The 14,272-nt window shown below is 51.2% G+C and carries 11 protein-coding genes; 6 read left to right on the plus strand and 5 right to left on the minus strand.

The window, feature by feature from the left end; all coding sequences use genetic code 11:
• Positions 1 to 49: 49 nt before the first annotated feature.
• Together K334_RS0109235 and K334_RS0109240 are read right to left on the minus strand one after the other, a co-directional pair.
• The gene (locus K334_RS0109235) at positions 50 to 1,681 is read right to left on the minus strand and encodes an OmpP1/FadL family transporter (protein WP_027444859.1); all 1,632 of its coding nucleotides are present in this window, start codon (positions 1,679 to 1,681) and stop codon (positions 50 to 52) included.
• 45 nt (positions 1,682 to 1,726) lie between these two features.
• Positions 1,727 to 2,698: a hypothetical protein gene (locus K334_RS0109240; RefSeq protein ID WP_021589732.1), complete on the minus strand. Its 972-nt coding sequence runs from the start codon at positions 2,696 to 2,698 to the stop codon at positions 1,727 to 1,729.
• Between the two features lie 142 nt (positions 2,699 to 2,840).
• On the opposite strand from K334_RS0109240, the gene prmA reads away from it, so the two are divergent.
• Positions 2,841 to 3,704, plus strand: coding sequence for a 50S ribosomal protein L11 methyltransferase (prmA, locus tag K334_RS0109245; RefSeq protein ID WP_025881008.1), 864 nt, complete (start codon positions 2,841 to 2,843; stop codon positions 3,702 to 3,704).
• On the opposite strand, the gene K334_RS13825 is transcribed toward prmA, so the two are convergent.
• The 3 genes from K334_RS13825 to K334_RS0109260 form a co-directional block, all read right to left on the minus strand.
• The gene (locus K334_RS13825) at positions 3,685 to 4,629 is read right to left on the minus strand and encodes an esterase-like activity of phytase family protein (protein ID WP_161625382.1); all 945 of its coding nucleotides are present in this window, start codon (positions 4,627 to 4,629) and stop codon (positions 3,685 to 3,687) included. The two genes, prmA and K334_RS13825, sit on opposite strands and share 20 nt — an antisense overlap.
• 392 nt (positions 4,630 to 5,021) lie before the next feature.
• Positions 5,022 to 5,852 (minus strand): glycoside hydrolase family 25 protein, encoded by an 831-nt coding sequence (locus K334_RS0109255; RefSeq protein WP_025881005.1) that lies wholly within the window; start codon positions 5,850 to 5,852, stop codon positions 5,022 to 5,024.
• Between the two features lie 65 nt (positions 5,853 to 5,917).
• A complete protein-coding gene (locus tag K334_RS0109260; RefSeq protein WP_025881004.1) occupies positions 5,918 to 7,564 on the minus strand; it encodes a diphosphate--fructose-6-phosphate 1-phosphotransferase in 1,647 nt (548 codons plus the stop codon).
• 209 nt (positions 7,565 to 7,773) lie between these two features.
• Between K334_RS0109260 and K334_RS0109265 the strand changes: the two genes are divergently transcribed.
• From K334_RS0109265 to K334_RS0109285, 5 genes are read left to right on the plus strand one after another with little or no spacing between them, the layout of a single operon-like run.
• Positions 7,774 to 8,046, plus strand: a complete 273-nt coding sequence (locus tag K334_RS0109265; RefSeq protein ID WP_025881003.1) for a hypothetical protein — start codon at positions 7,774 to 7,776, stop codon at positions 8,044 to 8,046.
• Positions 8,043 to 8,591 (plus strand): 1-acyl-sn-glycerol-3-phosphate acyltransferase, encoded by a 549-nt coding sequence (locus tag K334_RS0109270; protein WP_025881002.1) that lies wholly within the window; start codon positions 8,043 to 8,045, stop codon positions 8,589 to 8,591. Before K334_RS0109265 ends, K334_RS0109270 begins: the two co-directional genes overlap by 4 nt.
• Positions 8,584 to 11,397: a golvesin C-terminal-like domain-containing protein gene (locus K334_RS13830; RefSeq protein WP_081658070.1), complete on the plus strand. Its 2,814-nt coding sequence runs from the start codon at positions 8,584 to 8,586 to the stop codon at positions 11,395 to 11,397. Before K334_RS0109270 ends, K334_RS13830 begins: the two co-directional genes overlap by 8 nt.
• Positions 11,398 to 11,423: 26 nt before the next feature.
• On the plus strand, positions 11,424 to 11,744 hold the full coding sequence (locus tag K334_RS0109280; protein WP_025881000.1) for a DUF8442 family protein: 321 nt from the start codon (positions 11,424 to 11,426) through the stop codon (positions 11,742 to 11,744).
• Positions 11,741 to 13,744: a YgiQ family radical SAM protein gene (locus K334_RS0109285; RefSeq protein ID WP_025880999.1), complete on the plus strand. Its 2,004-nt coding sequence runs from the start codon at positions 11,741 to 11,743 to the stop codon at positions 13,742 to 13,744. The genes K334_RS0109280 and K334_RS0109285 overlap by 4 nt, the downstream gene beginning before the upstream one ends.
• The last annotated feature ends 528 nt before the right edge of the window (positions 13,745 to 14,272 follow it).

Consider the following 14,272-nt stretch of genomic DNA (forward strand, 5'->3'; position numbering starts at 1 on the left):
TGTCGCAACCATTGGAGCACACATGTCCATTGCCAAGAGGCAACCTAAGTCAGAACTTATAGCCCAATGTAAGAAGAAGTTGATGGCGCTTGTAACTGACTTTCGACATCGTCGGAAGATTGTCCTCTACAGATGGTTGGGAACTGCTTGGATTGTCATAGTAGGGCATGAACGGATAGAAGTCGCCGTTCGTTGCGCTATACTGATAGGCCACGTCCGCAAAGAACTTGCTGAAAGTGAATCCCAAGCCCGCCGTAATCCTGTGCGTGGCTTTCCAATTGGTGTAATCGGTTGACGTTGCGTTGGCCGAACCTTGTGAGAGTATCGAGCCGTCTCTGTAACCATTCTTGTCAAACATCGGTGACACGAAGTTGTACCCCAGTCTTACCGCAATCTCGGGAGTTGCCTTGAACTCGCCGCCGAGCTTCAGGGTGGAGACTCCCTTCAAGGTTTCCTTGGTATGGGCGTTCATGGCTTTGTCCGAGGAACTTGACTCATAATAGTCATATCCGGTATATGGATTGTAGTCGTAATAGCCTCCGTCAATGACACGATTGTCCATCGTGCTGTAATCGGCGTATTCATAGGTGGCGCCGAGGGCCAGATAGTTTCCCACCGTATGACCCAGACTTACGCCGAACTTCCAAGGCGTGTAGAGCTTGTAGTCCAACGATGCGTAATTCTCAACCGATCCATTGTTGGGGCCGTTCTTTTCGTCCGTATCCTTCAGACCATTCAAACTCGCCATCGCCCATCCCTTCAGGGTCAGGTCATACCATGTAGGTGTGTTGACATAGACGCCAATGCGGAAAGGCGAAAGTTCGAAGGGGCGGAAGATGGCTCCAAGTTTGATGTCATAGCCTGTACCTTTTATGGAAAGCTGCTCTCCGGAGCCGGCAATGCCCTTGTTGGCCAAGTTCTCACCATAAATGCTGTTCGAATGATAGTGCACATCGTGAATGCCCAGCGTCAGTCCCAAGTAGATTCTGTTCTGAATGTTGCCGCTGATATTGAAGTCATACTCTCCGATATACCCCTTCTGGTATTGCGCAAAGAGGTAGTCGGTCGCATTCATGTAGGCATACTGGTCAACAGGCTTCCCTTCCTCATCGACATTGCGATATTGCAGCAGCTTGCTATAGCCTGCATCCACGGCATTCCACATATAGCTGGCCATGTCCTTGTTGTTCAGACTCGTGCCATACTGGTATTTTCTGACAGTCTGTTTGTTCTGAGAAGCGTATGACAATTGGTTTGCCGCCGTGAGCAGCTGGTCGAAATTGCGGCTCTTGTGGTAATTGAAACCCAAGTTGAGCCAGGAGTTCATCCCCGTCCTACGTGCCCACACCAAGCCAATCTGGTCAAAACTGGCATTCGTCTTGTTGCCGTCAATACTGATGTCAGACCCGTAGGCAGACCGTTTGTTGCTTGCGTCCTGCTGCGTCATCAAGCCTCCGGACAATGACAACTGTGATTTTCGAAACAGGCCGATGCCCGCCGGGTTGGTTCCCATTGTGGAAATGTCGGCCCCCAAGGCCTCCATGGCGCCACCCATGCCCACATAGCGGGCGGTGCCGTTCAGGTCGTTGTCGACCATCTTGGTGTCCTGATACGTTTCCTGGGCCCAAGCGGGAGTTGCAGCAAAGCCGCAAGCTCCCAAGAATATCAATAGTTTTCTCATAAATTCGTTTCCCTTCTATAATATGATTGATGATTGACAAGCCGCTTAGCGGTGGCCAAAGCGTCCGCCGCCACCCCCGAAGCTGCCTCCGCTGCGTGCTCCACCGGCATTTCCGCCGCCGAAACTGCCGCCACTCGACCCGAAACCACCTCCCGACGGGAACGAGGGCGTCGGCGTGTAGCTTCTTGTCGGGCTTTCGTTTCTGCCTGTGAACGAACCGTTTCTGCCTCTGAAGACGTTTGAGTTCACGCCACTGTCCCTTGTATAGTCGCGTGACCGGAACATGCTGTTATCCGAACGGGGCGAGAACGAGCGCCTGCCTCCACGCTGCCGGTCGTCTGCACGATTGCCAAAGCTGTAGCTGCGCCATCCGGCAGGGCCGTCATGGCGGGATACCGCAATGTGGTGGTATGGCCAATAGCCGCCACCCCAATAGCCGGCCCAGTAACCTCCGTAATAGGGATAGCCCCAACCGTACCAGCCGGGATAATACCATGGGTCATACCAGCCGTAATAGCCCGGCCAGCGGTAGGCGTAAGGCCAACCATACCAGGCGTTCCAGCCATATCCATAGAACCTGTTCCAATAATAAGGGCTGCGCAGGCGATAGGAGTAATACCAGGGGTCGTAGAATCCGTCCCACATCCTCATGCGGTCGGCATAGCTGAAGTCGTCGTCTCCATCCAGAATCGTATCCGTATACCTACCCACGAAGGTCGTATCTATATACATGGAGTCGGGATAAATGCCGCTCCCCTTCTTGAACTCGATGATGTCGTTGCCCTGCCGGTCTGTACCGATTTTCTGGTAATGGCTCCAGTGGTTCCCACGCCTGTTGTATTCGTCAACATCTCGGTTGCTGCCGGCATAATAAGTCGGCCGGTTTCTCGTATCGTGGCTGCTGGAGTTTGCCGTTGCAGCATTTTTTTTAGGGATGAAGTAGACATCGTCATCCTGTGCCGCTAAATTCAATGGCACGACTCCAAGCAGGATAAAGAATAAAAACACTTTTCTCATAATTCCATCTCCTTTACTTAATTGCTGGTCTTTGATGCAAAAATAAATCCAAAGTCATTGCAAATATAGGGATTTTCCCTAATCTTGTATAGGATTATCCCTATTTTTTATAAATTTGCAAACTTAATTAACAAGACACCAAATGAAATATTTCAGCTTCCGTTTTTTATTCGATTGCAGTGCCGAAAAGCTTCAACCTGCCAAAGATTTGCTGGCAGACATGTCCGCCGAATGTGGCTTCGAATCCTTTGAAGACTCAGAAAACGGTTTTGTAGGGTTCGCCCAACAGCCTTTGGTCGATGAAGAAGCATTGAACCAACTGCTGACCGACTTCCCGATAGCCGATGTCAAGATAGCTTATCAAAAAGAAGCTGTGGAAGACCAAAACTGGAACCAGGAGTGGGAGCGGCAGGGCTTCGAACCTATCAACATCGACGACAAAATCATTGTCTTTGACGCCAAGCATGGCATAATAGACCAACCGGCGGGCTGCATCGTCATCGGTATCGACGCCGTCCAGGCTTTTGGCACCGGCACGCATCATACAACACAAATGATGGTCAGGGCCTTGTCAGCCATCGATCTGAATCATCAAAGCGTATTGGACTGCGGCTGTGGCACCGGTATCTTGGGCTTGGCAGCCTCGAAGTTGGGCGCGGAGCGGGTCGTGGGCTTCGACATCGACGAATGGAGCGTCAACAATGCCCGGCACAACGCGCAGCTCAATGGTGTCGACAATATGAGCGTGCTGCATGGCGACGCCAGCGTAATCAGCCATATCAGCGGTCTTTTCGGGGTTGTCGTCGCCAACATCAATCGAAACATCCTGTTGGCTGACATGCCTTGCTATGTCGACGCAATGGGCGGCAAGGCCCATCTCGTCGCCAGTGGGTTCTATCAGGAGGACATCCCCATGCTTCTGGAAAAGGCGCAAACGCTTGGATTGCGCGAAATTCGACGCTTCAATCAAGAAAACTGGGCCTGCCTCATTCTTCAAAGACAATAGATTTGAAATAATCTTTCAACATTCCTTTGTAGCCAGCCTGTGAGTCTGAAACGAGAATCACAATCTGCTTGTTTCCCGTCAGCCTTGGGCCCAGGCACATACCTTCATAATTGGCAAACGACCGATTGGTCAGATTGAGACGCGTCGTCCAGGAAGCAAGAAGTCTTTTGGATGTGGTTCCGGTGCGTTCTCCTTCTTTTAAAAGCGTAACATGATAGATTTTGCAATGTGCGGACGACCCAATCTTAAGGTGGGGAATCACGATTTCACGTTGCAAAAGCAAGCAGGTGGAATCACTTAAACCACAAATTTCACTCACACCAATCAATCGGCTGTTTGCCAATGGCTTATCCATGTCGAACTTGTAGACATCCTTTAAAGAAAAATCTGCGCTGTAGGTCGTGATGAAACATGGGGCGCACTCGTTGGCTGTAAAAATCGTATGGCCGTCCGGCGAGCATGAAAGAGACTCCAATCCCTCGTTGGCGGACAGGCGCCCATGGACGTCTGCCTGTGGCAAACGCTCGCCGCAGAAATGTCCGAGTGTGTCATAGACCAGTATTTCGTTGTCTGCTTCGCCGCACATCAGAATCCGTCCTGTCGGCGCATGATAGGCTATTCCCTCGCCGTCGCGGTTGGGCAAGGAAGAGGAACGAAACCCGTTGCGCCTCACTTGTCGTATCTCGCCCGTCAGAGAGTCGAGTGTGATGGTGAACATGTAAAAGCCGTCGGTGGGTGACTTGTCGTCGACGACGGCGTATGAATCACGCCCCAGATAGGTGATTCCACTGTAGTTGCCATGGGGGACACTCCGATGGAAGGAATGCTGTGGGCGGAGTTGTAACGAAAAGGGCTGCGCCCATGCGCCACCGACAAGTGCCGGGGTCCATAGAAGAAAGAAAAACAGGGCAAGACGAGTTTTCATTGTTTCGTGTTTTGCTTGTTTTACGAGAGGAGCGCCGATGGATTCGGACATTTTTGCCTCTTGTTTGCAAAATTATAAAATTTCCATTGCATGACAATTTGTTGGAGATGAATTGATTGTCGCCGACCTGCAAAATTGATTTACCCAACAAGCTGCGTCCTTTCTCGTGCGAGGGCCAAATGCAATCTGCCATTTGCGCACGGCATTCTTTGGCTGGCAAATTCACTGGAAAGGAGCCTGTAGACGCCACCGTTGTGCTTGGACTGCGCGAAAGCATAACTTACAGCTGCTCAAAGGGCTGCTTTCAGCTCATGAAAGAGCTGCTTTCGGCTTATGAAAGGGCTGCTTTCAGTTTATGAAAGGGTTGCTTTTTCAAGATAAGAGATGACTGATCATTTTCCAATTGTCAGCTTTTTTAAATCATAGAACGAGCCGTTGTAGATGTTGAAGTCTATATATCCCTTTATGCCCGGCAATTGTCCTGCGTCGGTATGCTGCCAAAACTTCCATGGCCCCTTGTATTCCACTTTGTCAACATAGTAGTGGGCTATCCAATAAGGATAGTCGTCGAAGACAGGCTTGGACAGATATTGCTGCTTGAACTTGTAATAGGTATAGATGATGGGCTTCACATGATATCTGTCCTCTACGATGTGAAGCCACGTGAGGACATCCGTTTGGAAATCTTCGACCGACACATCGGCCGGTTTATGCTCAATGTCCAGTACCGGCGGCAAATCGCCCTCCTTCAAATGTACTTTTTTAAGGAAGAAATAGGCCTGGTCTCGGGCGGAGGAATGAATGCTCCAAAAGTGGTATGCGCCTCGGATATAGCCGTAATTGCGGGCATTTTCGAAATTGTCATAGAAGTTTTCGTCGATCCGCGAGGCCCCTTCGGTGGACTTGATGATGATGAAGCGCAACGGACAACCTTCTATCATGGCATGCTGAAGCTTGTCCCATTCGATGTCACCCTGGTAATGGGATATGTCTATTCCATGGATTTCAAATCCATCCGGATACTTCGGGTCTCCATACAAGGCGCGCCAACGAAAGCCGGTCGGGCTGACAAAAAAGTGATAGAACACCCAGACATACAAGACCACCACACCGAATCCTCCAAGAAACCACGCCAGTTTGTGATGCGTAGACTTCAGAAAAGAGCGTTTTCTCTTCTTGCGAACCGAGCGTTTTCTGTGGGTCTTGGGGTTGGCTGTTGTCATAAAACAAAGAAAGAATACAGACCCAGCCGGGCAGCGGGTCTGCATTCTTTGAATTATAGCGGTGTTTACTTGGTCTGTTCCAGCTGGAGCGTCTTGGTCGTTTGGTCGCAAACGTCAGACGGTCCCCAGTATTGAATGGGGCCGGGGTATACGTAGCATGTATTCTTTGCCCATTCATCGCGATGCGAAACAAACGTTTTGTACGGTTTGCCGTCAAGTTCTACGAGGGCCTTGCGGATCACCGGCTTCATCTCTCCGTTGCGCTTCTCCATGTTCATCATCATCGTGATGGGCACACCGCCTGCTTTCCACTCGTCAGTACCGGCTGTCGTGTTCTTGACGATGGCCATATAGCCGGTTTTGCCGGCGGCAATCAGCTGGGCGGCGCTGGTTCCCAATGCGTAGCAATAGTCTGCGTCGAAGTTCGAGGGGGCGGCACAGCGTCCCTCATAGCCGAAGAAATGGTGCTGTGCGGCAAATGCGCCGTTATATTTTCCCTCCTTTGCCCACTTTGCAAGCAGGGCGTCCACCATGTCGCTCAACAGCTTTTCGGTCTCAATCAATGAAACCTGAACGTTTCCGTGTGGGTCGCGGTCAAGGCTCAACTGGCGGGCGACACCCTCGGGAAGTGTTTCAAACGTTGCGGCGTTTTCTTTGGAAAGGTGTGAGAGGATGTATTGCCGCTGTGCATCTTTGTCGAGATCCTTGTAATCTGCGCCATGTGAAGCGAGCAAGTCATTCAACTCTTGGATCAAACGGCCAATGGCAGGGATGAACTCGATGAGACCTTCGGGTATCAGCACCACACCGAAGTTGTCACCTTGGGCCGCACGACAAGCCACAACTTTGGCTATGTCTTCAACCACTTGATTCAAAGTCATGTCGTTCTTCTCGATTTCTTCGGAAATCAAACAAACATTGGGCTGTGTCTGAAGGGCGCATTCCAATGCGATATGAGAAGCCGAACGCCCCATCAACTTGATGAAATGCCAATACTTGCGGGCGGAGTTGCAGTCACGCTCGATATTGCCAATCAACTCTGCATAGGTCTTGCAAGCGGTGTCAAAGCCGAAAGAAGTCTCGATCTGGTCGTTCTTCAAGTCGCCGTCAATGGTCTTGGGACAACCGATAACCTGAACTCCATAATTCTTGGCGGCATAATATTCAGCCAAGACGCAGGCATTCGTATTCGAGTCGTCTCCACCAATGATGACCACAGCCTTGATGTTCAGTTCGCGCAGAATGACGAGTCCTTTTTCGAACTGCTCTTCCTTCTCCAGCTTTGTACGGCCCGAACCAATCATGTCGAACCCGCCGGTGTTGCGATACTGGTCGATGAAGTCAGAGGTGATCTCTACATAGTTATGGTCAACGAGACCGCCGGGGCCCATCAGGAATCCAAAGAGTCGGTTGTTCGGATTGAGCTTCTTCACTGCATCGAAGAGTCCACTGATGACATTGTGACCGCCGGGAGCCTGACCACCGGACAGGATGACGCCCACATTCATCTCAGCTTCGTTCGCCTTGTCGCCGGAAACAAACTCCACCAAAGGCATGCCGTATGTATTCGGGAACAATTCTTTGATTTCCTGCTGGTTGGCAACACTCTGGGTGGGTTCACCTTCCTTCACCTTGACAGCACCCATAAGCGCCTTCGGCAACTTGGGTTGGTAAGCAGCTCTTTCTTTCTGCAATGCACTAATTTCCTTCATTTATCAATTGTATTTAGTTGTAACAAAATTCTTCTGACAATGCTCTTTTTACCAGTGCAAAATTAAATGAATTAATTGATATAATGAAAAGAAACGCTCAAGAATTGCTAAAAGCCAAACAGTTTTTTGATGCGAACCCTTGCACATTCCTTTTTTTTCTATATCTTTGGCATGTTAATATTCCATTCTTATTAAATAATCTGCAAATTATGGCAAGCAAAAGGACTTTAAAACATCAGATCAATTACATCTGCAGTGAGCTGTTCGCAGAATGCGTGGCGGCGTCCCTGTACAATCAGAAGAAAAGCGATGACAATGCGGATGCCATTCTAACATCCATCATGGTTATCAACAATGATTTCATCAAGCGCGTTTCCCATCCCGAGCCGGGTATGCCGGCTAAAACATTTTATAAAGAGTTGATTTTAGGATTCAATGGTCAGGTTGACGAAATCATTGATCAAATCGCCGCATTGGAATGATTAGGAAGTTTTGTTCAATCGTCTTATATCGGTGGATGGGCTGGACTAAAGAGGTCAGCATAACGTACCCTTCCAAGTATATTATATGTTTAGCCCCCCATACCAGCAACTGGGATTTCATCATCGGCCAACTTTTTTCCAAAGCCGAAGGCATTCGTAGTAATTTCCTCATGAAAAAAGAATGGTTCGTTTATCCATTCGGCCTTCTGTTCAGACGGCTCGGAGGCATTCCGGTGGAGCGTTCCAGACACACAAGTCTTACGGACAGAATGGCCGAAATCGCGACCAGCAGTGAACGTTTTGGCCTTTGCATCACCCCGGAGGGAACCCGAAAGCCTACCGTAGATTGGAAAAAGGGCTTTTATTTCATTGCTTTGAAAGCCAATTTACCGATATTGCTCTTCGGCGTCGACTATCAGGCAAAGAAGATAAAGGCGACCAAGGTCATTATTCCCAATGGTGACGTAGATTCACAAATGAAAGAAATCAAAGAATATTTCAAGGACTTTAAAGGAAAGATTCCCGAGAATTTTGTTTATGAGTAATATCCTTCCATGGAGGTTCAGACTCTGCTTGTTGGGGGCATTCACCAGCTTTTCTGCACTGACGGCCCAAGTTCCAAAAGCAAAATATTCGATTCATGACAAACAGAAAATAATCAATGTCGACATAGAAGGCCGCTATGCCAACAACGACATAACCTACAAGGATATTAGAAAGCTTTCCAAATATTGGCATAAATACTTCCATTCCACACATCCCAAATATCAAATAAGAATCTCTTGCGCAGGTGTTCCCATCGAATATCTGGTTGACGGTTATGTACTTCCGGCCGATTCCTCTACGATTTTCAACGAAGTGGAATTTGACGGCACTCCTTGGGTGCAGCGACAGGACTGCCCTTTCAGGATAACGAACGGGCTTCAGAACAGGCACGTCAGTTTGTGGGCAAGCCATGGACGCTACTTCGACCAGACAAAAGGGTTCTGGAAGTTTCAACGTCCTTTCCTGTTTGGTACGACGGAAGACCTTTTTACGCAAACCATCGTCGTCCCCTATCTCATCCCGATGCTTGAGAACAGCGGCTGTGTAGTATTCTCGCCAAGAGAAAGAGACTGGCAGGAAGATGAATACATCGTCGACAACGACAACACGCCAAGCATGACTTCGTCACTCACCCGGGGCGTATATACGGAAAACGCGTCATCCGGAACTTGGCATACGACCGACAAAAAGGGATTTGCTTTTCATCCCGGAGTCTATATTGATGGCGAGAACCCTTTTACACAAGGCACGGCAAGGCTTCTGAAAACATCCAGAAGCAAATATCCATCCACCATCACCTATCAGCCACAATTCCAAACAGATGGCAATTATGCGGTCTATGTGAGCTACCAAAGCCTTCCCAAAAGCGTCTCGGACGCAGAATACATCGTCACTCACGAAGGCCGGAAGACCACTTTCAAGGTCAACCAGAAGATGGGCGGCGGCACTTGGGTCTACTTGGGCACATTCAGATTCAAGGCAGGATGTTCACCCGCCAACAGCGTTATGCTTACAAATTCGTCCAGACAGAAGGGCTTTGTCACGGCCGATGCAGTCAGATTTGGCGGCGGCATGGGCAACATTCAGCGAAGCGGAGCCATCAGCGGTCTTCCCAGAGCCATCGAAGGAGCCAGATATTACGCCCAGTGGGCAGGTGCGCCGTATAAAATATACAGCAGCAAGAACGGGCTCGACGACTATGGGGATGACATCAACGCTCGTCCGCTGATGACAAACTGGCTCGCTGGCGGTTCCTGCTTCAACCCTACGTCAGAAGGACTTAAGGTTCCCATAGAGCTTGCCTTGGCCATCCATAGCGACGCTGGGATAGCCAAAACGCCAAACGGACTCATTGGTTCGCTCGCCATCTGTACGACGGAGTTCAACGACGGCGTCTTGGCTCCCGGCACTTCGCGCGAGCTTTCCTATCATTTTGCCAAACGGCTGTTGGACGGGCTCGACAGAGACCTCCCTCCCATCTGTGGCAAATGGAATCGTCGCTACCTGTGGGATCGCAACTATGCCGAGACGCGGACACCGGAAGTTCCTTCCGCCATCTTGGAGACCATGTCGCACCAGAACTTCGCCGACATGCTTCTCGGCGAAGATCCGCACTTCCGCTTTGCCATGGCGCGTTCCATCTACAAGTCTATTTTAAGGTTCATCAACGACAGCCACGGCCGGCCGAGTGTCGTCCAGCCACTGGCACCCAAGAACTTCAGGGTTGAAATCATCGGCGACGAGGCCCGTCTTTCGTGGACTCCCGACATAGACAAGCTGGAACCTACGGCCATACCAACCTCCTACAACGTCTATACATCAATGGGCGCACTTGGCTTTGACAATGGGCGCAACGTAGAAGAACCATCACTGACCGTCAAACTCGAACCGGGAGTTTTGTATAGTTTCAAAATAACGGCAGCCAACCGCGGCGGTGAAAGCTTTGCCACTCCTGTTCTGTCGGCCATCCACCATCCCGGAGCGAAAGGCAAGATTCTGATTGTCGATGGTTTCACACGGCTTTCGGCTCCAGCCGTCGTCAGAAGCAACGGCGACAACCGCTTCGACATGGACGAAGACCCGGGCGTCAGCTTTGGAATGACAGCCCAATGGAACAACGGCCAATTCATCATGGGCAATGAATTCGACAATGTCGCTACGCATGCCGAAGCGATGTCGGCACTGACAGACTACGATATAGAGAGCACGACCCTCGAAGCCGTCGAGAACCATCTGGTTGCTTTCAACCACTATGCGCTTCTCGACCTCATCCTGGGTCTGCAAAGGGACATGCCTTACGCACTGAAGCGAGTCAAAGCTCTGCCCAAGTTCTTGCAGGCGGCTTTGCAGTCATTCGCCAAGCCGTCAAAAGCGCTGCTCGTCAGCGGGGCCTATATCGGGACCGACATGCAGGGAGGAGACGACACAGTCTTTCTCAAGAACTTTTTGAAAGTCCGCTACGAGGGTAGAAACAAAATGACACAAGCCCCCATCATCCATGGCTTGAACATGGATTTCGACATCTATCGCCAGCTCAACAAAGACCATTACGCAGCAACTTCGGTGGATGTTCTCGCACCGGACACGCTGCAGGCTGCCGGCGAAACGCGTCCACAGGCCATCATGATGTACAACGATTCCACCAGTGCCGCCGTGGGATATCGTGGAAGCGACTATACCGCCATCATCATGGGCTTTCCTTTTGAGACGATAGCTTCACGGCATGCGAGAAAGATGGTCATGCAAGGGCTGCTCAACTATGCCTTGAGGCCATCCCGAAGCGACGATCATGCAACCCAACAATAATATAAATCGTTTTAAAAAGCAAGATTATGTATAAAATCCAAGCGAACAAGACAGGAACAAGGTTTATCGAAGTGTCGGAAGAACATCTCGAAACATTGGAAAAGTACCAGTTGCTGCGCAACTTAGTCGACAGCAATGGCATTGTCGACGAGAACATTCTCGACAAGTTGAAGCTCAATGTGAGGTCGCTGCTTGAGTCTGATGAAACCAGTCAGAGAGACTTGTTGGACTTATGTCTCGACGTCATTTACAATTCAAACATGAAAGCCTTCGGGTTGACCAACCTGGTTCGTCTCTTTGTCGAATGGAAAGGCACGAAGACAGGAGATGACAAGGCGGCGGAATGATGCTCACAGACTTTCTGCCGACAACACGAAAGGAATGTGACCTTCGGGGCTGGGACCAACTCGATGTCATCCTCTTCTCAGGCGATGCCTACATCGACCACCCCGCCTTCGGGGCCGCGGTCATAGGCAGGGTGCTCGAAGCCCACGGCTACAAGGTGGCCATCGTGCCGCAACCCGACTGGCATGGCGACTACCGCGACTTCAAGAAGCTGGGGCGTCCCCGCCTTTTCTTCGGCGTTTCACCCGGCGCCATGGACTCCATGGTGAATCATTACACGGCCAATCGCCGCAGACGAAGTGACGACGCCTACAGCCCGGACGCCCGCCATGGGCTTCGCCCCGACTATCCATCGATTGTCTACACGCAGATTTTAAAGCAGTTGTTTCCCGACGTGCCCGTGGTGCTCGGCGGGATTGAGGCTTCCATGCGGCGGCTGACGCACTACGACTATTGGCAGGACAAACTGAAGAAGTGCATCTTGTGCGAGTCTGGGGCCGACCTCATCATCTACGGCATGGGAGAGAAGGGCATTGTCGAGTTGGCGGAGCGGCTTTCGACCGGCGAATCCATCCGCACGGTCAGGGATGTCCCCCAAACCGTCTTCTTGTGCAAGGAAGAAGAAATCCCCAACGGCTTTTCCGACGACGACATCGTGCTGCACAGCCACGAGGAATGCGTCGCCGACAAGAGGTCACAGGCAGAGAACGTCAGGCATATAGAGGAGGAGTCGAACAAGGTTCACGCACAAAGACTGCTGCAGGCGGTAGGCAACAAGTGGGCCGTTGTCAATCCCCCATACCCCACGATGACCGTCGAAGAGCTTGACGCCTCTTTCGACTTGCCCTACACCCGACAGCCCCATCCCAAGTACAAGGGCAAGCGCATCCCCGCATTCGACATGATCAAGTTCTCCGTCAACATCCATCGCGGCTGCTTTGGCGGCTGTGCCTTCTGCACCATATCGGCCCATCAGGGCAAATTTGTGGTGTGCCGCAGCAAGGAGAGTATCATGAAAGAAGTCAGACAGGTCATCGACATGCCCGACTTCAAAGGCTATCTCTCCGACTTGGGCGGCCCGTCGGCCAACATGTACGGCATGGGGGGCAGGAATCGCGCCATCTGCGAGAAGTGCAAACGGCCTTCCTGCGTCAATCCGCGGGTGTGTCCCAATCTGAACACCGACCACAGCAAGCTGCTCGACATCTATCGGGCTGTCGACGCTCTGCCCGGAATCAAGAAGAGTTTCATCGGCAGCGGCGTCCGCTACGACCTCCTGCTGCACAAGAGCAAGGACGAGCATGTGAACGCGGCAGCCAGGGAATACACGAAAGAGTTGATTTGCAATCATGTCAGCGGTCGACTGAAGGTGGCTCCCGAGCATACCAGCGACAATGTGCTGAGGCTGATGCGCAAGCCCTCTTTCAGTCTGTTTCACGAGTTCAAGCGTGTGTTTGACAAAATCAACGTGCAGTATAACCTGAAAGAACAGCTCATCCCCTACTTCATCAGCAGCCACCCCGGCTGTCATGAGGAAGACATGGCCGACCTGGCTGTCCAGACCAAGGACCTGAACTTCCATCTGGAGCAAATCCAGGACTTCACCCCGACTCCCCTAACCATATCTACGGAGATGTGGTACACGGGCTACGACCCTTACACGCTGGAACCCATCTTCTCCGCCAAGACGCCGAACGAGAAGTTGAAGCAGCGCCAGTTCTTCTTCTGGTACAAGCCAGAAGAGCGCGACTCCATAGAGAAGGAACTCCGTCGCATTGGCCGCGCCGACCTGGTCGACCGCCTCTACCGCGGCATTCCCCGGCGAAAGACATTCTCCGGCACCCATTCCAGCGGCAAGTACAACCAGGGAACGGAGGGCTTCGGCATGCAGAAACGTGGGAAGCGCACTGCCGTCGCGCCCGAATCCAAGCGTGAGCGGCCACAGGGGAACAGCCCCCGCCGACGCAAGGGGGGGCGGAAGAGTTTCAATCCCAACTTCTAATTCAAGCAAGGGGGAAGCAATCCGTTTGCAACAGCCATGCTTTCGGCTCGCCAAAGGGCCACAATTGGCTTCTGAAAGGGCTGCGATTGGCTTCTGAAAGGGCAGCAATTGGCTTGCAAAAAGGCAGCTTTGATGGCGTCAAAAGACGAGAGTGTAAAGTAAACTGTGTCAGGTCGGTTCATAGGAGCATAGCCATGGCGCACTGTGCACTGCCGCCTTGGCGGTTGGCCTTTTTAGAGCAGGGGTGCGAGCGAAGCGAGCTACCCCGCTCTAACTTTGCAGGGTATTGTAACGAGGTTATTTTTTGTTACCTTTGTTGTGTGAAGGTAAGGATTAACCGAGGGAGGATGAAGACTAACATCCCTGATGGTACCTTGATACCCTGGCAGGGCAACAGCCCCCTCCCTCAAAGCTGCAAATGCCAGATAGATTTTCAGGCTTCAAGCCTACTTAGAGCATTAGCACATACAGCTTTTCGGTCAATCCTCCCGGCAAAGTTAACGATTAAGACCTACAAAATGGAAGAAA

The organism is Segatella baroniae DSM 16972 = JCM 13447, assembly GCF_000426585.1.
Classification (GTDB): domain Bacteria; phylum Bacteroidota; class Bacteroidia; order Bacteroidales; family Bacteroidaceae; genus Prevotella; species Prevotella baroniae.

Excerpts from the sequence above, each read along its gene's own strand:
- K334_RS0109235 (WP_027444859.1), bottom strand. The coding sequence starts at position 1,681 with ATGAGAAAACTATTGATATTCTTGGGAGCTTGCGGCTTTGCTGCAACT.
- K334_RS0109240 (WP_021589732.1), bottom strand. The coding sequence starts at position 2,698 with ATGAGAAAAGTGTTTTTATTCTTTATCCTGCTTGGAGTCGTGCCATTG.
- prmA (WP_025881008.1), top strand. The coding sequence starts at position 2,841 with ATGAAATATTTCAGCTTCCGTTTTTTATTCGATTGCAGTGCCGAAAAG.
- K334_RS13825 (WP_161625382.1), bottom strand. The coding sequence starts at position 4,629 with ATGAAAACTCGTCTTGCCCTGTTTTTCTTTCTTCTATGGACCCCGGCA.
- K334_RS0109255 (WP_025881005.1), bottom strand. The coding sequence starts at position 5,852 with ATGACAACAGCCAACCCCAAGACCCACAGAAAACGCTCGGTTCGCAAG.
- K334_RS0109260 (WP_025881004.1), bottom strand. The coding sequence starts at position 7,564 with ATGAAGGAAATTAGTGCATTGCAGAAAGAAAGAGCTGCTTACCAACCC.
- K334_RS0109265 (WP_025881003.1), top strand. The coding sequence starts at position 7,774 with ATGGCAAGCAAAAGGACTTTAAAACATCAGATCAATTACATCTGCAGT.
- K334_RS0109270 (WP_025881002.1), top strand. The coding sequence starts at position 8,043 with ATGATTAGGAAGTTTTGTTCAATCGTCTTATATCGGTGGATGGGCTGG.
- K334_RS13830 (WP_081658070.1), top strand. The coding sequence starts at position 8,584 with ATGAGTAATATCCTTCCATGGAGGTTCAGACTCTGCTTGTTGGGGGCA.
- K334_RS0109280 (WP_025881000.1), top strand. The coding sequence starts at position 11,424 with ATGTATAAAATCCAAGCGAACAAGACAGGAACAAGGTTTATCGAAGTG.
- K334_RS0109285 (WP_025880999.1), top strand. The coding sequence starts at position 11,741 with ATGATGCTCACAGACTTTCTGCCGACAACACGAAAGGAATGTGACCTT.